12 protein-coding genes are annotated in these 18,643 nt (G+C 72.5%); 9 read left to right on the top strand and 3 right to left on the bottom strand.

Annotated features, from left to right (window positions below; all coding sequences use genetic code 11):
• Positions 1–31: 31 nt before the first annotated feature.
• Both ACWDEN_RS11240 and ACWDEN_RS11245 read right to left on the bottom strand, forming a co-directional pair.
• Complete coding sequence (locus tag ACWDEN_RS11240) at positions 32–2,038, bottom strand: carbamoyltransferase C-terminal domain-containing protein (RefSeq protein WP_450858495.1); 2,007 nt, start codon at positions 2,036–2,038, stop codon at positions 32–34.
• Between the two features lie 243 nt (positions 2,039–2,281).
• Positions 2,282–3,226 carry a helix-turn-helix transcriptional regulator gene (locus ACWDEN_RS11245; protein ID WP_351618934.1) on the bottom strand — a complete coding sequence of 315 codons (945 nt, stop codon included), beginning with the start codon at positions 3,224–3,226 and terminating at the stop codon, positions 2,282–2,284.
• Positions 3,227–3,675: 449 nt separating this feature from the next.
• Here ACWDEN_RS11245 and ACWDEN_RS11250 point away from each other — a divergent pair, with 449 nt between their 5' ends.
• From ACWDEN_RS11250 to ACWDEN_RS11265, 4 genes are all read left to right on the top strand, one after another.
• Positions 3,676–3,840: a hypothetical protein gene (locus ACWDEN_RS11250; protein ID WP_351618937.1), complete on the top strand. Its 165-nt coding sequence runs from the start codon at positions 3,676–3,678 to the stop codon at positions 3,838–3,840.
• A 54-nt stretch (positions 3,841–3,894) separates the two neighbouring features.
• The gene (locus ACWDEN_RS11255) at positions 3,895–4,161 is read left to right on the top strand and encodes a hypothetical protein (protein ID WP_450858498.1); all 267 of its coding nucleotides are present in this window, start codon (positions 3,895–3,897) and stop codon (positions 4,159–4,161) included.
• 64 nt (positions 4,162–4,225) lie between these two features.
• On the top strand, positions 4,226–5,113 hold the full coding sequence (locus ACWDEN_RS11260) for a hypothetical protein (RefSeq protein WP_450858500.1): 888 nt from the start codon (positions 4,226–4,228) through the stop codon (positions 5,111–5,113).
• A complete protein-coding gene (locus ACWDEN_RS11265; protein WP_351618946.1) occupies positions 5,047–5,772 on the top strand; it encodes a VOC family protein in 726 nt (241 codons plus the stop codon). Before ACWDEN_RS11260 ends, ACWDEN_RS11265 begins: the two co-directional genes overlap by 67 nt.
• Here the strand turns inward: ACWDEN_RS11265 and ACWDEN_RS11270 are convergent.
• Positions 5,759–8,308, bottom strand: a complete 2,550-nt coding sequence (locus ACWDEN_RS11270; protein ID WP_450858502.1) for an AAA family ATPase — start codon at positions 8,306–8,308, stop codon at positions 5,759–5,761. The genes ACWDEN_RS11265 and ACWDEN_RS11270 overlap by 14 nt on opposite strands.
• Positions 8,309–8,557: 249 nt before the next feature.
• On the opposite strand from ACWDEN_RS11270, the gene ACWDEN_RS11275 reads away from it, so the two are divergent.
• Genes ACWDEN_RS11275 through ACWDEN_RS11295 form a run of 5 tightly spaced genes read left to right on the top strand, consistent with a single transcriptional unit; the run spans position 8,558 to position 18,642 of the window.
• The gene (locus ACWDEN_RS11275; protein WP_450858504.1) at positions 8,558–10,834 is read left to right on the top strand and encodes a TOMM precursor leader peptide-binding protein; all 2,277 of its coding nucleotides are present in this window, start codon (positions 8,558–8,560) and stop codon (positions 10,832–10,834) included.
• A 21-nt stretch (positions 10,835–10,855) separates the two neighbouring features.
• The gene (locus ACWDEN_RS11280) at positions 10,856–12,496 is read left to right on the top strand and encodes a SagB family peptide dehydrogenase (protein WP_351621777.1); all 1,641 of its coding nucleotides are present in this window, start codon (positions 10,856–10,858) and stop codon (positions 12,494–12,496) included.
• 22 nt (positions 12,497–12,518) lie between these two features.
• Entirely contained in the window at positions 12,519–13,331 is an 813-nt protein-coding gene (locus tag ACWDEN_RS11285; protein WP_450858507.1) for an HlyD family efflux transporter periplasmic adaptor subunit, read from the top strand.
• A gap of 26 nt (positions 13,332–13,357) precedes the next feature.
• On the top strand, positions 13,358–15,628 hold the full coding sequence (locus tag ACWDEN_RS11290) for an NHLP family bacteriocin export ABC transporter peptidase/permease/ATPase subunit (protein ID WP_450858509.1): 2,271 nt from the start codon (positions 13,358–13,360) through the stop codon (positions 15,626–15,628).
• Positions 15,625–18,642: an NHLP bacteriocin export ABC transporter permease/ATPase subunit gene (locus tag ACWDEN_RS11295; RefSeq protein WP_450858511.1), complete on the top strand. Its 3,018-nt coding sequence runs from the start codon at positions 15,625–15,627 to the stop codon at positions 18,640–18,642. Before ACWDEN_RS11290 ends, ACWDEN_RS11295 begins: the two co-directional genes overlap by 4 nt.
• Position 18,643: the final 1 nt, after the last annotated feature.

Here is an 18,643-nt window from a genome sequence, read left to right on the forward strand (position 1 = left end):
CTGCCCCCCGTCCGCCTGCGCGGCGGTCGCCTCAGCGGCTGCGGCGCAGCGGGTTGATGACGCCGAAGGCGCCGGTCAGCGTCGAGGGGTCGACGAAGGAGCCGCCGGGACCGTGGGTGCGCCGGAAGTTCTCGACGAGCCCGGCGAAGGACGGGTCGGCCTTGACGCGGTAGGCGGCGAGCATGTTGACCCGCTCGGGCGTCGAGATCTCCTGCTCCGCGCGCAGCTCGTGGCTGCGGGACAGGTGGTACATGCCCTCGACCGTGTAGCCGCGGTCCAGCCAGCTCTGCCACAGCGCGTCGCGGTCCGCCTCCTGGCCCGCGAAGTACTCGAGGGCGCGCGGGCGTGGGCCCTCGGGCGCCGGGACCGCCGGCACCGGGTCCGCCCGCAGCTCCACCCGCCGCCCGCACAGGTACAGCACGCCGATGCCCTTGCGGACGCAGAGGTTGAGCGCCTCCGCGGCCGTGTCCACGATGGCCTCGCCCTTGTCGTTGAGCGAGGTGTTGCACAGGATCGGCACCCCGGTCGCGGCCCGGAAGGCGTCCAGCGCCCGGTGCAGCGCCGGGTTGGCCCGCGCGGTGACGGTCTGGTGCCGGGCCGAGCCGTCCAGATGAACGATCGCGGGCACCAGATCGCGCACTTCGGGCCGCACCTGGACCGCTTCGAGCATGTACGGCGACTCGCGGTCCGAGGCGAACCACTGCGGTGCGTGCTCCGCCATCACGACGGGCGCGACCGGCCTCCACCACTGGCGGCGCTTGATGTCGTTCAGCATGTCCTTGACCTTGGCCGACCGCGGGTCGCCGAGCAGGCTGCGGTGGCCCAGCGCGCGCGGCCCGAGCTCCGCCGAGCCGTCGACCCAGGCGATGACGCCGTCGGAGACATCGCCGACGAACCGGTCCGCCGAGAAGTCGGTGACCGAGGCGATCCACGGGGCGAACTCGGCGAGGGCGTCCTCGGCGTCCGTCACGTCGCGGCCGAAGTAGGCCGAGTCGATGCGGAGTTCGGCCGTCCGAAGCGCGCCGGAGCCGTACAGGCCGAGCAGGCCCAGGCCGATGCCCTGGCCGGAGTCGTTGGCGCAGGGCGGGGTGATCAGCCCCTTGAAGCCGAACCGGTCCATCAGCAGGGTGTTGGTGGGGCAGTTGAGCGCGTAGCCCCCGCTGGTGGACAGATAGGTGTCCTCGGCCCGGATTCCGCCCGCCGCGAGCAGCCGCTCGACGTTGCGGACGGCGATGGACTCGCAGCAGCGCTGGACGACCTTCATCACGGCGCTGCGCAGGTGGTCCTCGCGGCTGAGCGCGGGGTCGAGGGTCCTTCCCTCCAGCCGGCGTTCGGCTTCGGCGACGATGTCGCGCACCAGATCATGTGCCTGCTTCCACGGTTGCGTCGCCGCCCCGCCGAAGAACGTCACATCCTCGATCGCGGCTTCGGTGTCGAACGGGATGCTGGTCGGTGAAGCCGAGGCCAGGGCCATCAGTGAGCCCGGTTCCAGGCCGAAGACGGTCTCGGCGGCCGTGTAGAGGGGTCCGGGTGACTCGACGGGCTCGAAGGTGATCTGCCCGGCCTTGGACACGCAGCCCGCGTACCAGTAGCGATTGGGGCGGTTCTCCTGCGCGTAGTCGGGGAGCGCGTCGATGGCCAGACCGATGATCTGTTCCTCGCGGAAGAGCCTGGTGTCGCGCATGACACCGCTGAAGAGGTGGGCCAGGCTGTGGACGGGGAAGTCCTCGGCACCGGCCGGCTTCGGCACGGGCCGGTCCTTCGGCAGACCCGGGGTGCCCCAGCAGGCGCTGATGTCGGCGAGGGTCAGGCCCTCCTCGGCCAGCAGGGCGTCCAGGAACGCCGTGGCGCGCTCCTCGGTGTAGAGCGGCCAGAAGTGGTGTTTCTGCCCGCTGACCCGTTCCAGCTCCCAGACGCGGACCAGCGTCAGCGCCGATCCCTCCTGCCGCCAGAGGGCGACGTTCTGGTCGTGACGCACGGAGAACACCGCGCCCGGTCCGGGCGGAGTGAGATAGGCGGACAGGAAATACTCGGTCACGATTCCTCTTTCCTCTGGCTGCCAGGACGAGGTATTTCCGGTCCACCGCGAGGGAAGGAGTCATCCCCGCCAAAGACCAGCCGCCTTCCCCGGCGTCGGTGACAACGCGGTCATTCAAACACGCCCACCGGAGCCCGTACATACCGAAAAACCGCGGTACGTACGGCCGCTATTTCCGGTGTACGTATGCGCAGTAACCGAATTCGGCATTCCGCTGTTCTCGCGCCGGACGGCCGTCGCGGGTCAGAGCCAGCCGCGGCGGCCCGCGTGGAGTCCGGCCTCGAAGCGGCTGCGCGCACCGAGCCGTTCCATCAGGTCCGCCATCATCCGGCGGACGGTGCGCAGCGACAGTCCGAGGTGCTTGCCGGCGGCCTCGTCGGTGTAGCCCTGGCCCAGCAGCCGGAGCAACTGCTGTTCCTGGCGGGTCAGTCCCTGCTCGTCCCGCTCCTGCGGGGTGCCCAGCGGTGTCGCGTCGGCCCAGACCTGCTCGAACAGGGAGACCAGGGCGGTGATCACACCCATGGAGGTGATCTGGACCGCGCCCTTGCGGGTGTCGGCCGGATCGAGGGGGACCAGGGCGACCTCCCGGTCGAAGATGACCATCCTCAGGGGCAGCGCCGGTACCGTCCGTACCTGGCCGCCCAGTTCGGTCAGCCACTCGGCGTGCTTGGTGGTCGCGCGGTCCTTGCGGACGCTGTCCAGGAAGACGGAGCGCATGCGCACGCCCCGGCCGAGGGCCTCCATGTTGAGCGGACGGCTCGCCTCCAGGGAGGCGGCGGACCGGGCTCCGCCGGGGCTGAACGCGAGGCACTCGGTGGAGATCGAACGGGTCAGCTCCTCCAGCCGGGCCTGCACGGTCGCCATGCCCATCAGCCGCTCGATCCGGTTGTTCTGCTCGCTCGCCGACTCGTCGCGGTACTCGGCCAGCATCCGGGTGATCGCGGCCTGGCTCTCCTCGAACTCCTGCTCACGGCGCTGCCGCTGCAATTCGTTGTGCTGCAGCAGGGCCGCCAGTCCAACCCGCGGATCGACGGGCAGCAGTCCGCCGGGGGCTTCACCGGGCACCTCCTCGGAAGGCCGGAGCAACCGGAGGTCGGCGAGCTGGTCGAGCGCGGCCCGCACCTCGGACTCGCTCATGCCCAGCCGTGACGACAGCTCCTCGACTCCCAGCTGATGGTCGGTCAGCATCAGTCGGTAAACCGCCTGTGTCGCACCATCGATTCCCCGCATGGCTGGCGTATCACCCCTCGCACGCACGGCCCTTGATCCCCCCGGCCCCCCGTTCGGGCGTACCGCCGACCGATCATCCCACGCCGCCGAGAGGGACGACAACCAGCCACGGCGTGATCCCCGCCGCAGCCGGCCCCACCGCTCCGCATTTGCGTGGCACCAAAGTGCCAAGGTGCTTTTCATGCCGCCCCGAAGATCTTCCGAAGCGTGGACGGCTCCAGCAGAATCCTTCCTGCCGGGAGGCCACGGGGGCCTTCCCAATCCGATACGCCGGCCGATGATGATTTCGCCCTCACCCGTGATGGCGGCACATCAGGAATTGACCTGCGGCCGTATATCGGAGCAAAGAATTTCCTGGGGGAATCATGCTTTCCTGTACCAAGCTCTCTGCGTCCGCTCTGCTCACGATGTTCGTTTCGCTGGGCGTGCTGGCCGGCCCGGCCCACGCGGCGGCGCACGGCACCCTGCCGGCCGGCACGACCACCGCCGTCTCCACCGCCGTCTCCACCGCCGTACAGACCGCCGTGCACGGCGGTGGGTTCGTCGGTGACGAGGACATCCACTGGGACTGAGACCGGCCCCGCCGTCCGCACCACCGATCCAAAAGGGCTGAGACAACCGTGCACATGGCCACCGCCACGCTGGTCGGACCGACCCCGGAGCACGTCCTGGACGGGACCCTGCTGGGCTCGCTGCTGTGGGCCGTGGCCGAGGAACGCAACGGGCTGGAGCACGTCAGCGTGGCCGCCCGTCCGGGGCGGACCGATGTGGTCCTCTTCTACACCGGCAACAGCCCCTGCGCGGCAGACGCGGCCGGCGCCGATCTGTGCCGCCGGGCGCTGTGGGCGGCCTCTCAGCTCCACGGCTGGCGCCTCGGCCCCGGGCCGCACTAGGGCGCGTCCGCGCCCGCGCACCGCACCGCTCAACGGAATGTGCAACAACCCGTCAGGAGACGCTGTGACGGCATGGGAACCGATCGTGCTGAACTTCTTCGGCATCGAAGTCGCTGTCATCTCGGCCGACCGGGACGAGGTCGCGTTCCACTTCGGTCCGCACATCGTGAAGAACCCCGGCGGTCCCGGTCAACTCCGCGTGGAGTTCTCCCCGTCGGCCGGTCCCGCCCCGGCGGAGTTCCTGGTGCGGCGCGGTGACGGCACCCCCTTGCTGCGCCGGGCCTTCCGGGGCTGGGGGAACGTGCCTCCTGCCCTGCCGCCCTTCGCCGCGCTGCAGGACCGGTTCTGCCTGGTGCCGGCCGTCGTGCTCGCCAAGGCAGGCGCGACGGTGGCGCTGATCGGCGGACCGTACGCGGAGCAGGCCAACGTCGGGGCGGCGCTGGCACACCGGTCCTGGGAGTTCGTCTCCGGCCGGCTGCTGGTGCTGGACCGCCGTACCGGGGAGGTCCTGCCGTATCTCGTCCCCCTGCAGGCGCGCGGCAGGGCAGCCGCCTGGCTGCGGGGCGCGGGACTGCCGAACGAGCTGTGCCGCGCGGTCACCTCGCCGGCCGGCGCCGAGGTGCTGCTGGTGCGGCCGGAGTGTCTCGGGCCGGTGGCGCCGGTCCGGGCCAGGCTGGGCCCGCCTACGCTGGTCCAGCTGTGCCGAAGTGCTGATGAAAGCGTCCGGTTGACGCCCGCCGAGTTCGCCGTGCAGGCATGGCCGGAGGGTTCTGCCGGGCTGCTCGACGCAGCGCCCGCCCACCGTCTGGAACTGCCCGGCGTCAGCGGGGCGGAGGAGGCGGCCGGGTTGATCGACCAGGAAGTACCTCACGAGGAGGGGGAAGCATGCCTTTACGTACCGACTACGCCGCCGGCACACCGTGCTGGGTTGACTGCATCACTCCGGATCTGACCGCGAGCCAGGCGTTCTACACGGCGCTGCTGGGCTGGGAGTTCACCACCGAGACGGCCGGCTACCACCTGGCCACGCTCGACGGGCACATCGTCGCCGGCTTCGGTGGCAGTCCGGCCGGAATGCCCCCGAACGCCACCTGGAACGTGTATCTGGCCACCAAGGACGCCGACCACACCTGCGTCGAGGTCGGGCGGCTGGGTGGACGGGTGGTGATGAACCCGGTGCCGGCGGGTGACGACGGGCGGCTCTTCCTCGCGGTCGACCCCTCGGGCGTGGTCGTCGGCTTCTGGGAGGGCCACCACGACGAGGGAGTGGTGCTCGCCGGGGAGCCCGGGACGGTCTCCGGGCACGAGCTGCGGGTGCCCGACGCCGTACGGGCCGCCCGCTTCTACGGCGAACTGTTCGGCTACCGGCTCGCCTCGCAGGACGAGCGGCTGGAGCTGGAACTGGACGGGTCCGCCCAGGCCCGCGTGGTCGAGAGCGACCAGGGCCGGCCGCTGTGGCTGCCGTACTTCGGCGCGGCCGACGCGGCGGACGCCGTGCGCCGGGCGCTCGCTCAGGGGGCGACGGTGGTCCGCTCCGGCCCGGGAGAGCCGACGGTGCTGCGGGACCCGTGGGGTGCCGAGTTCGGGTTGATCGGCGTCACAACGCCTTGACGGCCGCGCCGAGTTCGGCACGTCCCTTGATGGCGAGCTTGCGGTAGATCCGGCCCAGGTGGGTGTCGACCGTACGCTTGCTCAGGCAGAGCCGCTCGGCCACCTCCAGATTGCTCAGCCCCTGCAGGACGAGCTCGGTCACCCTGCGCTCGCTCGGAGTGAGCCGGACCGGGCCCGCGTCGCGCGTACCGATCACCGGGCCGCGATCCGGTGCCGGGCGGGGACGGGTGTCCGTACCGGGCGGCGGGTCGGCGGCGATGGTCCGGGCCGCGGCGTACTCGCCCAGCATCTGGTACGCCATGGCGGCGTGGGTGCGCCACGGGACGCTGGCGGGGTTGGCGATGCCCCGCACGGCCAGCTGGTGGCCGCACTCCAGGAAGAGGCGGAGTGCCTCCTTGTGGTCGCCGCGCGCCGCCGCGACCAGCCCGCGGGCCTCCAGCACCACCGCCCGGACCAGCGGATGGGTGTCGGCGGGCAGCGCGGCCCGGGTGAGCCGCGACTCGTCGGGAACCTGGCCGCGCCGCAACAGGACCCGGATCCGCAGTGCGGTCGCCGCGCCGACCAGCTCGTCGGCATGGATCTGCGCCGCCAGCCGGGCCGCCCGGTCGGCGTCGGACAGCGCGGTGTCCAGGTGCCCCTGCCGGTAGGCGATGTCGGAGCGGGCCAGCAGCGCCAGCGCCAGCTCGCCCGGGTGGTTCATGCGCTGGGCGGAGCGGACCACCCGGCCGGCCCAGGCGGCCGCCTCGTCCAGCCGGCCGCTCCAGGCGAAGGCCATCGCCGCGCCGAGCACCCCGATACCCGCTTCGGCGGGTGAAGCGCCGCTCACGCACCGGGCCGCCAGCCGGACCGCGCGCCGGGGTGAGCGCCCGCCGGCCGCGGCCATGGCGGCCAGCGCGCCCAGGAAACCCGAGGCGGCGGGCCCGTCCTCGGCGGCCCGCAGCGACGCGACCGCGCGCCGGACGGCGGTGCGCCGTCCGGTGAGGACCGCCTGTGCGGCGAGCGGCAGCAGCAGCTCGCCCGCCGGGGCCTCGGTGGCGGCCAGTGCGCCCGCCGCCTCCGCGAACGGCACCGCGGCTCCGGCGGCGGTGAGCGCCAGCAACGGATGGGCGAAGGGCAGCAGCAGCCGGGCCCGTTCGACCGGGTCGGCGGCCGCCGCGAGACCGGCGGCGTACCGGGCGCAGACGGCCGGGTCGCGGTGCAGCTCGACGGTGCCCAGCTGCACGGTGAGCGACTGGATCAGCGCGGGATCCGTCGCCTCGGCGAGCGCGCGCTGCAGATAGCAGGCCGCGTCGTCCAGCCGTCCGTCGGCGGCCGCTTCCCTGGCGGCCGCCCGCAGGACCGGCAGCGCCCAGTCCAGGCCGGTGGTGCCGGACGACATCAGATGCTCGGCGACCCGGCCCGCGGGTGCGCCGAGCCGGACCAGCAGGGCCGCGGCCCGCTCGTGCAGCGCGACCAGGACGCGCGGATCGGTGCGGGCCAGCACGGCCGTGCGGACCAGCTCATGGCGGAAGGTCTCCGGCGGGCCGGGGTCGATCAGGTCGGTGCGCCGCAGCGCCTCGCGGGCCTCGTCGGCCAGCAGGTCTCCCTGGCCGGCCAGGAGCGCGGCGGTGGCCAGGTCCGCGCCGGGGCCGAGCACGGCGAGGGAGGTGAGCAGCTCCATCGCCCGTGGACGGCTGCTGCGCAGCCAGCTGAGCGTGGTGTCGGCGAGGGTCGCGGCGCCGATCCGCAGCACCGCGTCCATGTCGGGCGCGCCGGGTGACGTACGGGCGTCCAGCAGCCGGGCCGTCAGCTCCTGGAGGACCAGGGGGTTCCCCCGCGAGAGGTCGTGGCAGACGGAGGCCAGCTCCGGGTCGACCGGCGCACCGAACGCCGAGCTCACCCGCTCGGCCACGCAGCTGTCGCAGAGCGGTCCCGGGGTGACGGTGCGGGTGTGGCCGAGCACGCCGAGGTCGGCGGTGAGCGGGTCGGCGGCCTCGGCGGCGGTGGTGGCGAGGAGCGCCACGGGAAGGCCGTCGAGCCGGCGGGCGAGGTAGGAGAACCACTGCCGGGACGCGTCGTCCGCCAGGTGCAGATCGTCGATCGCCATCACCACCGGGGTGCGGGTGGTGAGGGAACGGGCGGCGTGGAAGAGGTTGTTCAGCACATGGTGCCGGCCGTTTCCGGATTCCGTGCCGGAGGCGTTCGGTTCGACGACCGGGAGAGCCTCCGCGAGGTATCCGCCGGGGGATTCCGCGGGGAATTCCGACGGCTGCGCCCGTTCCGACCGGTCCGGTCGGCCGGGCCCGTTCATGAAGGGGTCGAAAAGCTGGCGGACGACGCCGTAAGGAAAGTCACGTTCGTTGTCGTGGCACCGCGCCCGCAGCACCACGGCGTTGGCGGGTGTCCGGCCCAGCGCGGCGCGCAGCAGCGCGGTCTTCCCGATTCCCCGCGGCCCCTGGATCAGCACCACGGCGGGCCGTCCGGCCCCGGCCTCGTCGAGTGCCCGGCCCAGTTCCCCCAGTTCCCGCTCGCGATGCAACAAACTGCCTGCCGACAACGTGTCCCCCCATTGTCCCGTCGGCACACCAGTATCGCGCACCCGACCACGCTGTCAACGCGCGGCAGGATACGTATTCGCCTACGTACTGGGGGCGTCGAATACGTAATGAGCGCCGATACGTAGGGATTGCCGGGCGCCGAATTTGCAGTATGTACAGGGGTTTTGACACGTGTTCGAATGCCCGGAGGGTATTTCACCGCTCAACCGGCGGAGACAGCAGAACTCGTGAACACGGGGGGATGACGCATGGAACGGCCGCGGCTCAAGGCCCATTTCCTGAGCGAAGTGGTGGACGGAAAGGTCTTCCTGCTCGGCGAGGGTCAGGACTATCTGGTCCCGGGAGCCGCCGCCGTGCGTCTCCTGCCGTACCTGGACGGCCGGCGCACCGTCGCCGAGATCCTGCAGGAGCTCGGGGGCAGTGTGCCGCTCGGCCAGGTGCTGACCGCGCTGCGGCGTTACGAGGCCGCCGGGCACCTCGCCGAGGGCCGCCCCGACCTGCCCGAGGACGTGCTGGCCTACTGGGACGCCCAGGGCGTCGACCCGGCCGCCGTACAGACCGCCCTGGCCCGCACCGAGCTGCTGGTCCTGGCCCTCGGGGGGACCTCGGCCACTCCGGTGGTCGAGGCGCTGCACGCGACCGGTCTGCGGGCCCGCGCGGTGGACGAGGCCGGGGCGTTGGCCGCCGGTGCGGACACCCTGGTCGTCGCGCTGGCCGACGACTACCTCGACCCGGCGCTGGAACGGCTCAACACCGCCCGGCTGGCCGACGAACGCCCCTGGCTGCTCGCCAAGCCGACCGGCACCAGCCCCTGGCTCGGCCCGCTGCTGCGCCCGGGCGTCACCGGCTGCTGGACGTGCATGGCGCAGCGGATCAGCGGCAACCGGCAGGTCGAGCGCTACCTGGCCGGCAAGCGCGGCCAGACCACCCCGTCCCACCCGACGCGCGCGGCCATCCCGGCCGGCCCGGCCATGCTCGGGCAGCTGCTGGCGGCGGCGACGGCGAAGTTCCTGGCGAGCGGCTCCTCCGCCGCGCTGGAAGGGCTGATGGTCACGTGGGACCTGGCCACCCTGCAGACCGCCGAGCACACCCTGGTCCGCCAGCCGCAGTGCCCGAGCTGCGGCGACCCCGGCCTGATCGCCGAGCGCAGCCCCAAGGTGGTGCTGTCGCCGAGCCCGGCCGGGCACACGACCGACGGCGGATACCGCGTCCAGGCACCGCAGTTCACCTACGACCGGCTGAAGCACCACATCAGCCCGCACCTGGGTGCCATCACCCGCCTCGGCGCGCATGACGACACCGGCAACGGCATCACCTACAGCTTCACGGCCGGCCACAACTTCGCGATGGTCAACGACAACATGGACCTGCTGCGCCGCAACATGCGCGGCCAGAGCGGCGGCAAGGGCCGTTCGGAGATCCAGGCCAAGGTCAGCGCCGTCTGCGAGGCGATCGAGCGCTACTCGGCGGTCTGGCGCGGCGAGGAACCCGTGGTGCGCGCCGCCTACCGGGATCTCGACCCGGACACCGCCGTCCACATGGACCGTCTGCTGCTGTTCTCCCAGGCCCAGTTCGAGGGCCGCGCCGAATGGAACGCGCAGCCCGCGCACCGGCTGCACCTGGTGCCGGACCCCTTCCCGGCCGAGGCCGCACTCGACTGGTCGCGCGCCTGGTCGCTCACTCACGACGCCGAGCGGCTGATCCCCTCCGGCTACGCCTGGTACGGCCACCCCGACCTGGCACGGCACTTCTACTGCGTCGGCGACTCCAACGGCTGCGCCAGCGGCAACACCCTGGAGGAAGCGATTCTGCAGGGGTTCTGCGAGGTCGTGGAGCGGGACGCGGTGGCGTTGTGGTGGTACAACCGGCTGCCGCGGCCCGCGTTCGACCTGGACTCGCTGAACGACCCCTACGTGCGGACCATGCGCGACTTCTACGCCTCGGTCGACCGTGAGCTGTGGGTCCTGGACATCACCTCCGACCTGGGCGTGCCCACCTTCGCGGCCGTCTCCCGGCGCAGGCACGACGTCGAGGACATCATGGTCGGCTTCGGGGCGCACCCGGATGCGCGGATCGCCGCGATCCGCGCGCTCACCGAGGTCAACCAGTTCCTTCCGTTCGTGGACCGCCGCGACGACAGCGGCGCCACCCTGTACCGGACGGACGACCCGGAGACCCTGGAATGGTGCCGGACGGCCACCGTCGCCCAGGAGCCCTGGCTGCTCCCGGCCCAGGACCTGGCGCCCACCGTCGTCACCGACTTCGCTCCGCCCGCCGGCGACGACCTGGCCGACCATGTGCGGGACTGCGTGGAGCGCGCGCGGGCCCGCGGCATCGAGATCATCGTGCTCGACCAGAGCCGGCCCGACCTGGAGCTCAGCGTGGTCAAGGTGATCGCCCCCGGCATGCGCCACTTCTGGCGCCGGCTGGCTCCCGGGCGGCTCTACGACGTGCCGGTCGAGCAGGGCTGGCTGGCCACCGCGCACACCGAGGAGCAGCTCAACCCGAAGAACGTCTTCTTCTAGAACGGGCCGGGAAACCCAGAGATGACCGCAGAGACGTCCGCCGCGCAGACCGCGGCACAGATGACCGCTGCCCGGACCGGTGCGGAAGCCGGTGCCCAGACCGGTGCGCAGACGGCCCCCGCATCGACGCCCCCCGCATCGACGACCGCCGGCCTCGCCGCCCCCACGGCGACCGGGACCGGCACCGCCCGGGTGGTCCGCCGCGTCCGGCTGCGCCGCGACGCCGTCTGCGAGCCGGCGCCGGCCGCCGCCCGTACGGTCCGGCTCACCGCCCCCGTCGGCTCGCTGAACCTGCCGGACCTGTCCGCCGGAGCCCGTGAGGCGGTGGCCGCGCTGGCCTTCGCAGAGCACACCGAGGAGGATCTCGGCGCCCTGGTGGCCGCCCGGGACGGCGAGACGGGGCTGCTGCGCTGGCAGCTGACCTTCCGCCGGCTCGGCATGGCCGGAATGCTCGAGACCTCCGTCCACCTGGTGTCGGGGGCCGCCGACGAGCCGCTGGCCCGGCTGCGGCCGATCGGCCGGGGCGCCGCCCTGCCGGGGCCCGTACCCGACCCCACCCGGCAGGTGAAGCTCTCCCGCTTCGCCACCGCCGGGGCCGAGGACGGCGCGCTGGTGGTCCGGGCGCCGGGCAGTGCGCTGGCCGTGGAGCTGGGCACCGGGGCGGCGGGGCTGCTTCCCGGGCTCGCCGGATGGACCAGCCCCGCCGCGCTCGCACAGCTGCCGGGCGGGCTCACCCTCGACGCCGTACGCCAGGTCCTCCGGCTGTTCGACGTGGCCGGGCTGCTGGCGTACGGCTCGGCCGGGCAGGAACCGGAGGCGACCGAGCGGCGGTTCGTCCAGTGGTCGGCTCTGGACCTGATGTTCCACTCCCGCACCAGGCGGCCCTCGACGGTGGCCGGGTACGGCGGCACGTACCGCTTCGGCGACCGTTTCGCGCCCGAGCCCGCCTCTCCCCCGCCCTTTCCCGGCGAGAAGGTCGCGCTGGCCGTTCCGGATCTCGCCGCGCTCGCCCGTACGGACAGGCCGCTCACCGAGGTGCTGGAGCAGCGCCGTTCGGTCCGCGACCACGACGAGCAGTCGCCGCTGACCGTGGACCGGCTCGGTGAGCTGCTCTACCGCACCATGCGCCGCCGGCAGACCTTCACCGGCGGCGACCGCCAGGAGCACGCCGACCGCCCGTACCCGAGCGGCGGCGCGGTGCACGAGCTCGAGGTCTATCCGCTGGTGACCCAGTGCGCGGGCCTGAAGCCGGGGCTGTGGCACTACGCGACCGACCGGCATGAGCTGGAGCTGGTCGCCGAGCCGGGCCCGGCCACCGCGGCGCTGGTCTCCGGTGCCCGCGAGTCCGCCCTGATGACGGCCGATCCCCAGGTGGTGCTGCTGGTCACCGCCCGTTTCGGCCGGGTGATGTGGAAGTACGAGACGGTCGCCTATCCGCTGATCCTCAAGCACGTCGGCGTGCTCTACCAGACCTTCTATCTGGTCGGCACCGCGATGGACCTCGCGGTCTGCGGCCTCGGCGGAGGCGACGCGGCCGACTTCGCCGCGGCCAGCGGTCTGGACTTCTTCACCGAGGGCACGGTCGGTGAACTGATCGTCGGCAGCAGGCCCGTGACGCTGCGTCAGGACATCGGCGTGCCACGAAGAGAGCCCAAGAGATGACATCCCGAGGAGGGGATCGGCGATGAAGTTCCGTTTCAAGGCTCTGCAGCGGATGCGGGAGCCGGACGAGCTCGACTCCCCGACCTTGCTGGCCGCGCCTCGCGGCTGGATCGCGCTGTTCGTCGTCCTGATCACCATGAGCGCGGCACTGCTGTGGACCTTCGCCGGCCGGATCCCGGTCACCGTGGACGCGCCTGGCCTGCTCACCCGTCCCAGCGGCACCGCGGTGATCCAGAGCCAGTACGCCGGGATGGTGCACTCCGTCCTGACACGGCCCGCCGACCGTGTCCGGCCGGGGCAGACGGTGATCAAGGTGCAGGACACCCAGGGCCGTCTGCGGGAGATCACCAGCCCCTTCGGCGGGCAGGTGGTCGGGCTGTCGGTCACCGACGGACAGGTGGTCGCGCCGGGCTCGCCCGTCGCCTCCGTCGAGCGCACCGACGACGCGCGGGACCGGATGGTCGCGATGGTCTTCGTCCCCGCCACCCGCGCGGCCGGACTGCGCCGTGGCGACCTCGTGGACCTCTCGGTGTCCACCGCGCCGGCCGGCGCCTTCGGCCTGCTGCGCGGAAGGATCAGCTCGATCAGCCCGTACGTGCTCACCAGGGAGGCCGTGTCGGGCCTGGTCGGCGGGGAACTGGCGGCCCAGCCCTATCTGCACGGGGCACCGCCGCGGCTGGTGGTGGTGGACCTGATTCCCGACGCGTCGACCCGGACCGGCTTCGCCTGGACCTCGCAGAGCGGTCCGCCGATGCCGTTGAGCACCCAGGTATCGGTCACCGCGACGATCAACGTGGGCCGGCAGACGCCGTTCGACCTGATTCTCGGCCGCTGAGGGGGGGCGCTGCGATGACATCCACGATGCCTGAGACCCGGCGGGACGCGCCGGGTGCGGGCTCCGGCGGCACCCCCGGACACGGCGGGCGCCGTACCGGAAGCCGCCGGGGATCGCGGCCCCGCCGCTGGCGGCACGCCGTTCCCACCGTCCTGCAGATGGAATCGGTGGAGTGCGGCGCGGCCAGCCTGGCCATGATCCTCGCCTACCACGGCCGCCACGTACCGCTGGAGGACCTGCGCGGCGTGTGCGGGGTGTCCCGGGACGGCGCCCGCGCGTCCACGCTGCTCTCCGCCGCCCGCAGCTTCGGCCTGACGGCCCGCGGCTACCAGACGGAGGCCGACCGGCTGCGCGACCTGACCGGCCCGGTGATCATCTTCTGGGCCTTCCAGCACTTCATGGTGGTCGAGGGGATCCGCACCCGGTACGGCCGCACCGTCGTCGCGGTCAACGACCCGGCGAGCGGGCCGCGGCTGATGGAGTGGGACGAGTTCGACTCCGGCTTCACCGGGATCGTGCTGTCCTTCGACAAGGGCCCGGACTTCCGGCCCGGAGGCAGCAGGGGCGGGGTCGGGCGCGCCCTGCTGGAGCGCCGGCTGCCGACCGGCCGGGCGATGCCGCTGGTTCTGCTGGCCAGTGTGCTGCTGGTGATCCCGGGCATCGCGATCCCCGCGTACACCCGGGTCTTCATCGACCGGGTACTGGCCGGCAGCGGGAGCGGCTATCTCTTCCCGCTGCTGGCCGCCATGACCCTGACCTCGGTCGCGGTCTTCATCCTCACCTCGGTGCAGCGGCACTACCTGCTGCGGCTGGAGATCCGGATGGGGCTGGTGAGCTCGGCCCGGTTCTTCCGCCATCTCCTGCGGCTGCCCGTGGACTTCTTCCTGCAGCGGCGCCCCGCCGAAGTGGCCAAGCGGGTGGCCGGCAACGACACGGTCGCCGAGATCCTCTCCCGGGACCTCGCACTGACCGTGATCAACCTGGGTCTGGTGCTCTTCTACGCGGCGGTCCTGATCCGCTACGACGTCCTGCTCGGGGTGATCGGGGTGGGCATGGCGCTGCTCAACGTCGTCGTGCTGCACGCCGTGTCACGCGCCCGGACGGACGCGGTGGCCGCCCTGCGCACGGACCGCGGCAATCTGACGGCGACCACCTTCACCACCCTGTCGCTGATCGAGACGGTCAAGGCGACCGGCGCCGAACCCGAGGCCTTCAGCCGCTGGGCCGGCTTCCTGGCCAAGGTGGTCTCCGCCAAGCAGAAGCTCGGCATCCCCAGCGCGGTGCTCACCGTGGTGCCCCCGATGCTGGCCGCCCTCAACAGCGGTCTCATCCTGCTGGTGGGCGGGCAGCGGGTGGTGGACGGAGCGATGAGCGTGGGCCTGCTGGTCTCGTTCCAGACGCTGCTGTCCGCGCTCAGCCGCCCCGTCGCCCAACTGACCAACCTGGGCGGCCGGTTGCAGGACGTCACGGCCGACATCAAGCGGCTGTACGACGTCGAGCGCTACCCGGTGGCCGCCTGCTTCGCCACCGCCGACCCCCCGGCCACCGCCAAACTCGACGGCACGCTGGAGTTCGAGCACGTCAGCTTCAGCTACAGCCCGCTGTCGGAACCGGTGATCAAGGACCTGAGCCTGACAGTGGTGCCGGGCCGCCGGGTCGCCGTGGTCGGCGGCTCGGGCAGCGGAAAGTCCACCCTGGGCCGGCTGCTGACCGGGCTCTACGCCCCCGGCGAGGGACAGATTCTGCTCGACGGCAGACCCCGCGAGGAGATCTCGCGCACCGTGCTGGCCGCCTCGCTCGCCTATGTCGACCAGGACATCTCGCTCTTCGAGGGCACCGTCCGCGACAACCTGACGCTGTGGAACGACGACGTGTCCGACGAGGCGGTCACCGCGGCGCTGCGCGACGCGGCCGTCTTCGACACCGTGATGACCCGGCCCGGCGGTGTCCACAGCCCGGTCCTGGAGGGCGGCCGCAACTTCAGCGGCGGACAGCGCCAGCGCCTGGAGCTGGCCAGAGCACTCGCCACGGAGCCCACCCTGCTGGTGCTGGACGAGGCGACCAGCGCGCTCGACCCGGAGACCGAGCGCACCATCATGGACAACCTGCGCCGACGGGGCTGCGCCTGCCTGATCATCGCCCACCGGCTCTCCACGGTCCGCGACGCCGACGAGATCGTCGTGCTGCAGCAGGGCCGGATCGTCGAACGAGGCACCCACGAGGAGCTGCTGGCGCTGGGCGGCCACTACACCGCCCTCATCGAGTCCTCGCGACGCGAGGAGGAGGACGAGCTGTGAGTACCGCCGTCACCGGCAACACCCTGGTCACCGGCAACACCCTGGTCACCGGCGGCGCCCCCGCCGCCGGCAGCGCCTTCGCCGCGTTCTTCACCGAGGCGGCCGAACCGGTGGACCAGCAGGCGGACCGCTACCTGGTCCTGGACGACCCGGGCCGGATGCTGCTCGTGCTGACCGGAGCCGTCGACCTGTTCGCGGTCCGGCTGGGCGACCGGGAACCCAGCGGCCGTTGGCACTTCCTGTGCCGGATCGAGGCCGGCACCCTGCTCCCCGGCGCACCCGCCGGCCCGCTGCACGGCATCGTGGCCCGGCCGGTGCTCGGCGCCGAGGTCTCCTTCCTGGCCACCGCCTGGACCGAGGGACTCGCGGCACTGGGACACCCGTGCGGTACCGCGGCCGGTGCCGCCGCCCGGGCCCTGCCCCCGTCCGCACAGCAGCAGGCCGTGGACCAGTTCCTGGGCGGTCTCGCCAAGGGCATCACGGCACTCGCCGGCGCCCTGCGCGACACCCTGCCGCCGCGTGAGTTCACCCCGCTGGCCACCACCGGGCCCACCGCGCTCCGGAAGGGACAGGCGCTCCGCTCGGTGGACGGGGTGCGGTGGGTGCGGATCGAGGACGGCACCGTCGAGCTGCCCGAGGGGGCGGACGGCGAGCTCACCCCGGGAGCGGACGTCTGCCTCACCGAGCGGGACTGGCTCGTCGCGAGCAGCGCCGCCACCGTCCGCGCCCGTTCGCTGCCCGAACTGCTCGACGGGGGCGAGCTGTTCGAGCGGCTTCAGACGCACTGCGGCCGGCTGCTCTACACCGTGGACCGCCGGGTCGAGACCCGGCGCGCAGCCGAGACCGAACTCCTCGCCGCCCGCCGGGAGCGCGACGCCGGCACCCTGGCGCACTCCGCACGCGGCTTCGAGTCCGTCCTGCACGACACGTCCTCGCGGGTCCGCATCGGTGACGCCGCCGGCGACCCGCCGACCCTCGCGGCGGCCCGCCTGGTCGCCGGTCACCAGGGCTTCACCGTCAGGGCGCCGGTGGCGGCGGGCGGCCACGACCGGAACCTGGACGAGCTCCAGGCCATCGCCCTCGCCTCGGGCGTCCGCACCCGTACCGTCCGGCTCGACGGCCGCTGGTGGCGCGGGGACCTGGGCCCCATGGTCGGCTACCGCAAGGTCGGCGGCGACGCGGTCGCGCTGCTCCCGGTGAGCGGCCGCTACGTCCTGGCCGAGAACGGCACGGTCACCCCGCTCACCCCCGAGCTCGCCGGCGAGCTGCAGAACAGGGCGACGGTGCTCTACCGGCCGCTGCCGCTCACCGTCCGCACGGTCGGCGGGCTGCTGCGCTGGGGGATGCGCAACAACCGGCGCGATCTGTGGATGTTCGCGGGGATGGCCACGATGATCTCGGTGATCGGGCTGCTGGTCCCGGTGATGACGGGTGCGGTGCTCGGCACCTTCGTGGCCCACGCCCAGCGCAGCCTGATCACCGAGGGTGCGGTGGTGGTGATCGGCTCCGCGATGGCCGTCGCCGCCCTCTCGGTGGTGCAGAACATCGCCGTGCTGCGCATCGAGAGCCGCTCGACCGCCGCCATGCAGGTGGGAGTGTGGACCCGGCTGCTCTCGCTGCCCGCGTCGTTCTTCTCCGGCTACTCCACCGGCGAGCTGGGGACGACCGTGCTGGGTGTCAGCGCGGCGCAGGAGACGCTGTCGGGGATGACGACCACGGCGACCCTCGGGTTGCTCACCGGCCTGGCCAACCTGGTGCTGGTCTACTTCTACGATCTGCGGCTGGCGGGCCTGGCGACCGCGCTGGTGCTGTTCGGCGTCGGCTTCGGGCTGCTCGCCGGCCGGCTGGAGGTCCGCTGGCAGCGGCGGCTCTACACACACGAGCAGGCGATGTCCGCGCGCGTCTTCCAACTGCTCACCGCCGTACCGAAACTGCGGGTGACCGCGGCCGAGGACCGGGTGTTCGGGGTGTGGGCGGCGGAGTTCGGCAAGGGGCGGGGCCTGGCCGCCTCCGCACGCCGGATCCAGAACGCCGTCACGACCTTCAACTCCGGCTTTCCCCTGGTGTGTTCGGTGGTCATCTTCGGAGTGATCGCCGGCCCGCTGGGCGGCGACGTCCCGATCCCGGTCTTCCTCTCCTTCTTCACCGCGTTCAATCTGCTCATCGCGTCGAGCCTGCAGTTCACCTCGGCGGCGGTCACCGCCCTGGGCGTGGTGCCGATGCTGGAGCGGCTGCGGCCGATCCTCGAGGGCCGGCCGGAGGTGGACGACACCAAGGCGGACCCGGGCGACCTGTCCGGCCGGCTGGGCCTGAGCCATGTCACCTTCCGCTACGGCCAGGACGGCCCGGCCGCCCTGCAGGACGTCACGCTGACCATCGAGCCCGGGGAGTTCGTGGCGATCGTGGGACCCTCCGGCAGCGGCAAGTCGACGGTGCTGCGGCTGCTGCTCGGCTTCGAGCGGCCGGAGAGCGGGACGGTGCTCTACGACGGACAGGACCTGGGCGAGCTGGAGGTCTCGGCGGTACGCCGGCAGTGCGGCGTGGTGCTGCAGCACGGGGCGCTGCTGGCCGGGGACATCAAGGCCAACATCGTCGGCAGCACCAACCACACCCTGGACGACGCCTGGGCGGCGGCCGAGATGGCCGGGATCGACAAGGACATCGCGGCCATGCCGATGGGCATGAACACCGTGCTCTCGGAGGGCACCAGCACCCTCAGCGGCGGCCAGCGCCAGCGCCTGATGATCGCCCGCGCGCTGGTCTCCCGGCCCCGCATCGTCTTCTTCGACGAGGCCACCAGCGCGCTGGACAACCCGACACAGCGCCTGGTCACCGAGAGCACCCGGCGCCTGAACGCCACCCGGGTGGTGATCGCGCACCGGCTCTCCACGGTCGCCGAAGCCGACCGGATCATCGTCATGGACCAGGGCCGGGTCGTCCAGCAGGGCCGGTACGAGGAACTGCTCGCCGACCGCGACGGGCTCTTCGCCCGCCTGGCGAGCCGTCAGATGTAGC

The organism is Streptomyces sp. NPDC001153, from assembly GCF_053598315.1.